Source organism: Leisingera sp. (assembly GCF_034669605.1).
GTDB lineage: Bacteria > Pseudomonadota > Alphaproteobacteria > Rhodobacterales > Rhodobacteraceae > Leisingera.
This window is the reverse complement of sequence record NZ_JAXMOX010000283.1, coordinates 1-4,496: the sequence shown is the minus strand read 5'-3', so window position 1 is coordinate 4,496 and position 4,496 is coordinate 1. Positions and strand designations below refer to the sequence as shown.

Genomic DNA, 4,496 nt, shown 5'->3' with positions numbered 1-4,496 from the left:
TGTCGAAAATCACCGAGTAAGACGGCTTTGCCGTCTGGTGGCGGCAGGCGGTTTTCCGCAGGAAAATCGCCGGGAGCCACTCAGGTGAGATAATAGAAAGGGCCGCTCGAAAGAGTGGCCCTTTTTCATTGCTGTGGCGCCCTCGCAGGGAAGCGGTGCTCAGGTGGTCTGGGACTGCGGGTATTCGCTGTCCCGCCCCGCCGCGCTGTCGGCCGCATCGGTGATGGAATTCAGCGCGGCTTCCAGACTCGACCGCAAACTTTCTGCCTCGGCGTCAGACGGTTTTTTCGGAACTTCGTCCATCCACTCCTGGCACATCAGCACGCCGCGGGAAAACGGCAGCGGCAGCATCTGCTGGTCCCAGGTCGGCAGTTTGACCACTTTTTTCTCAGCGAATGCCACCGTGAACACCCGGCAGCCGGTCATCCGGGCCCAGACCACAGGAACGGTCGAGGATATGCGCGCCGGGCCGCGCGGCCCGTCGGCGGCGATACCGATCGAGCAGCCATCCCGGGTGCGGCGCAGCACTTCGCGCGACAACGCCACGTGGCGCTTGTGGCTCGACATCGGAATGGTCTCAAACCCCAGCCGCACCAGGATCTGCCCGGCGAGCCGCCCCGCGCGTGCGGCGGAGGTCAGGGCGCAGATGCGGCCCAGCGAGGTGTCGAACAGGTAGGGGGCCATGATCAGCCGCTGATGCCACAGCACGAAGATCACCGGTTCGCCGCGGCGCACGCAGGCGTCCATTTCCTCAAAGCCGCTGCGGGTCCAGCGCGAGGTGCGGAAGGCGAATCGCACATAGGCGGCAAGCAGCCCCTCAATGGCGCGGTTGACCCGGGGGCTATCAGCGATTTTTTTTCTCAGGCTCACGGTTGGCGGCTCGCATTTTCGGGTGTCCCGGGGCAAAAAGCCCCGGTATCCGCTCTGTCTTACTGCATGGCTGAGCCGCGGCAAAGCCTGCAACCGCCAAACCGCAGCCCGGCACTTGGAAAACCCGTTTTTTCCTCTTGCCAGCGCAGCACGTCTGCCTTAGGAAATGCCGCACCGTAGGGGTATAGCTCAGTTGGTAGAGCGACGGTCTCCAAAACCGTAGGTCTCGGGTTCGAACCCTGATGCCCCTGCCACTTCACCGGATCATCAGACTCCCGGCGAAACGCCTTCGGGAAAGCCTGCCCGCATGCGCTGCGGGCGTTTTTGCTATGGTTGGCTCAGCGTCAGGTGGTCCGGCGCCGAACCTTGCAAATAGCGGCCGTAGGCGGCGTCATAGGCATGTTCGATTTGCCTTGCCTGGCCTGCCGGCTCCGGCAGGGCTGCGTCCTGGAGCCGGCTTTTCAATGTTCTGGCGGCCTCCGGATCCTGCGCCAGTTCCGCAGCCTTCGCCTCGTAATCTTCCGCACTGGCGGCGACCAGCTCCGGCAGCCCGGCGGCCTGCAGAAGGCTTGCGACTGTGCGGGCGGCGAATTGCTGCCCCGGCAAGGTGAGAACCGGCAGCCTGGCAGTCAAAGCTGACTGGGCAGCGCTGCGGGCATTCACAGTGAACGTGTCGAGGAACAAATCTGCCAGCGGCAGGCGGGCCAGGTGTTCCGCGGCAGGGGCGGGCGGGGCAAAGATGAGCCGGTCCGGATCAACACCGCGGGCGGCCGCCGCCCGGCGCAGGTTGGAGACAGCATGCGCGCCGTTGTCCTGCAGCCACAGAACGCTGTCCTTGGCCCCGGTCAGCAGCCGCATCCAGATGCCGAACTCAAACGGCGTGATCCGGCTGCCTGCGGCGAAGCTGCAAAAGACAAATCCGGTCTCCGGCAGGCCGCAACCGGCACGCTCCGGTGTTCCCGCTGCTGGGGCCGGCGTCACAGCCAGATGGCTTTCCGGCAGGCGCAGCAGGTGCTCGTTGTGATACCGTTCACTGCCGGCCGGGCAAACGGTGTGATCGCTGATCAGATAATCGAAGGCGGCAGTGCCCATGGTGCCGGGATAGCCCGGCCATGCGATATGCAGCGGTGCCAGACGGGCGGCAAGCAGCGGGCTCAGGCTGCCGTTTTTATAGCCCGAGACATCGACGGCGATATCCAGCCGGTCTGCTTTGATTGCGGCGGCCGCGTGTTGTCCGGCCAGCCCCTCCAGCTGCCTGAAGCAGGAGGCGGATTGGCTCAGTTTGGCTGCGGCTTCGGACGCAAGACCTGAGCCGGTGGCATAGGCATAAATTTCAAACCGGCTGCTGTCGTGGGCTGCCAGCATTGCCGCGTGCTGGCTTGCAATTGCATCTCCATCCTGGCCGGCAAAGACGTATCCGATCCGCAGCCGGGCGGGCCGCTGCCGGACGGGTGGTGCCGGTTGCAGCTCAAATACCGAAAACGCGTCGCTGGCATATGCCTGCGCCCGTGCCCGCAGGAGATCCGGATTGTCTTCCATCAGCATCAGTGCGCTTGGGTCGCAGCCGCTGCAGCGCAATCCCAGCAGGCGCCGGAAGTCCGCGTATTCCTGCAGCCACCGCCAGTCATTGAGCTCGGCCAGAACATGCAGACGCTGGGTGCGGCTGCGGTCATCGGATGGCGATATCTGCAGGATCTTGTCAAAGCAGGGCAGAGCCTCTGCAAACCTGCCCTCGGCCTTCAGCAGGAGGCCAAGCTGGAAATGCGCTTCGGTCAGTTGCGGATCCAGACCGGCGGCACGGGTGTAGTGCTCCTTGGCCTCAGCGGCCGCGCCCAGTTTCTGGAGCAGTCCGGCCAACGTGAAGTGCAGCGAGGCATCTCCCGGCGCCAGCGAAACCGCTTTGCGCAAAAGGCCGGCGGCCTCAAGGCTGCGGCCCTCGCGCGGCAGGGCTTCGGCCATGCTGCGCAGGGCGGGCAGGCATTCGGCATCCAGCTTCAAGGCTTTCTGGTACAGGGCCATGGCGTTGTCCTGCTGCCCGCGCGCCATATAGACGCGCCCCATCGCGGCATAGGTGCCCGCTTCCTGGGGGTTCAGCCCGCAGGCTTTGTTCAGGCAGGTTGCGGCGTTGTCCAGATGGCCTGCCGACAGGTGGCAGCGGCCCAGGAAATCCCACAGGAAATGCGAGTCGCGGAACGTCTTGAGCAAGGCGCCGCAGCTGTCAGCCGCATCAAAGTGGCGGCCGGCGGCAAGCGCCGCCTCAAGTTCTTCTTTGGTGTCCTGCGATGGCTCCCGTTGTTCGCGCAAGCGGCCGCGCAGGGAAGCCAGCGCCTGCAGAGCGCGGGTGTTCTTCGGATTGCGTGCCAGGATGCCGGAATAGGCAAGCACAGCATCCTCAAGTTTGGAATCACGTTCAAGCTGCTCGGCCTGCGATAGGGAATAGGCGGGGGTCATGGCATCCAATCTTATCAGTAAACGCGGGATATGCCTGCGCGGCGCATGTATGCCGCCGGGGCTGTCGGGGACAGTTTTGCAGGAAGTGGATTAAAATTGGATTGACCGGGGAGCCCAAGCTGCCCGGCCGCTGGAGCAGGGCTTGAATTTACCCGCAGCAGGCGTTAAATCGCCACCACTGCTAGCAGAGAGACACCCCCAGTATGGCGACTATCAATCCAGTTCAGTTTCTTCAGCAAGTCCGTGCCGAAGTGTCCAAGGTCGTATGGCCGACCCGGCGCGAGGTGCTGCTGACCACGGTCATGGTGTTTATCATGGCAGCGCTTACGGCGGTGTTCTTTGCGCTGGTCGACCTGCTGATCCGCTACGGCCTGCAGGGGCTTCTGGGGATGTTCGGCTAAGCCTGCGGCAGTTTGATGGCTTCAGGGTTCATGTTGCTGCGCCGCCCTTGATCTTGGCGGCAATGGGCGGTAGGTGAGCCGTAACTATTGAGGCGGGCGTGCGGCGATTCGGTTTGCACGCCGCTTTTTGTTGGAGAGCGCAGCTTTAACGGCTGCATCGGGATGATAAAGCGGCGGCGCGGCAATGGCCCGCCTGGCAAAACAAGGACGACGGTTCATGGCGAAACGGTGGTATTCGGTCAGCGTTCTTTCGAATTTCGAAAAGAAAATCGCAGAGCAAATCCGCACCTCGGTCGCTGAACAGGGCCTTGAGGACGAGATAGACGAAGTGCTGGTCCCCACCGAAGAGGTGATCGAGGTCCGCCGCGGCAAGAAAGTCTCGACCGAGCGCCGCTTCATGCCGGGCTACGTGCTGGTCCATATGGAAATGTCCGACCGCGGATATCACCTGATCTCCTCGATCAACCGCGTCACCGGCTTCCTGGGTCCGCAGGGCCGCCCGATGCCGATGCGCGACGCCGAGGTGCAGGGCATCCTGGGCCGCGTCGAGGAAGGCGTCGAGGCGCCGCGCACCCTGATCCACTTCGAGGTGGGCGAGAAGGTCAAGGTCAACGACGGCCCGTTCGAGGATTTCGACGGCATGGTCGAGGAAGTGGACGAAGACAACCAGCGCCTCAAGGTGACCGTGTCTATCTTTGGCCGCGAGACACCGGTCGAGCTGGAGTTCACGCAGGTGACCAAGCAGGTCTGATCGCGCCCGGACTTTGATGAATT

General features: G+C 63.5%; 4 protein-coding genes and 1 tRNA gene. 3 read left to right on the top strand and 2 right to left on the bottom strand.

Annotated features, from left to right (window positions below):
- Positions 1–159 precede the first annotated feature (159 nt).
- Positions 160–870 (bottom strand): lysophospholipid acyltransferase family protein, encoded by a 711-nt coding sequence (locus tag VOI29_RS22750; protein WP_323783947.1) that lies wholly within the window; start codon positions 868–870, stop codon positions 160–162.
- A gap of 178 nt (positions 871–1,048) precedes the next feature.
- On the opposite strand from VOI29_RS22750, the gene VOI29_RS22745 reads away from it, so the two are divergent.
- A tRNA-Trp gene (locus VOI29_RS22745) sits at positions 1,049–1,124 on the top strand.
- Positions 1,125–1,197: 73 nt separating this feature from the next.
- On the opposite strand, the gene VOI29_RS22740 is transcribed toward VOI29_RS22745, so the two are convergent.
- Complete coding sequence (locus VOI29_RS22740; protein ID WP_323783945.1) at positions 1,198–3,321, bottom strand: tetratricopeptide repeat protein; 2,124 nt, start codon at positions 3,319–3,321, stop codon at positions 1,198–1,200.
- Between the two features lie 203 nt (positions 3,322–3,524).
- Here VOI29_RS22740 and secE point away from each other — a divergent pair, with 203 nt between their 5' ends.
- Together secE and nusG are read left to right on the top strand one after the other, a co-directional pair.
- Positions 3,525–3,722 carry a preprotein translocase subunit SecE gene (gene secE / locus VOI29_RS22735; RefSeq protein ID WP_323783943.1) on the top strand — a complete coding sequence of 66 codons (198 nt, stop codon included), beginning with the start codon at positions 3,525–3,527 and terminating at the stop codon, positions 3,720–3,722.
- 217 nt (positions 3,723–3,939) lie between these two features.
- Complete coding sequence (nusG, locus tag VOI29_RS22730; protein WP_323783941.1) at positions 3,940–4,473, top strand: transcription termination/antitermination protein NusG; 534 nt, start codon at positions 3,940–3,942, stop codon at positions 4,471–4,473.
- Positions 4,474–4,496: the final 23 nt, after the last annotated feature.

Coding starts and splice junctions, on each gene's coding strand:
- nusG (WP_323783941.1), top strand. CDS start 3,940: ATGGCGAAACGGTGGTATTCGGTCAGCGTTCTTTCGAATTTCGAAAAG.
- secE (WP_323783943.1), top strand. CDS start 3,525: ATGGCGACTATCAATCCAGTTCAGTTTCTTCAGCAAGTCCGTGCCGAA.
- VOI29_RS22740 (WP_323783945.1), bottom strand. CDS start 3,321: ATGACCCCCGCCTATTCCCTATCGCAGGCCGAGCAGCTTGAACGTGAT.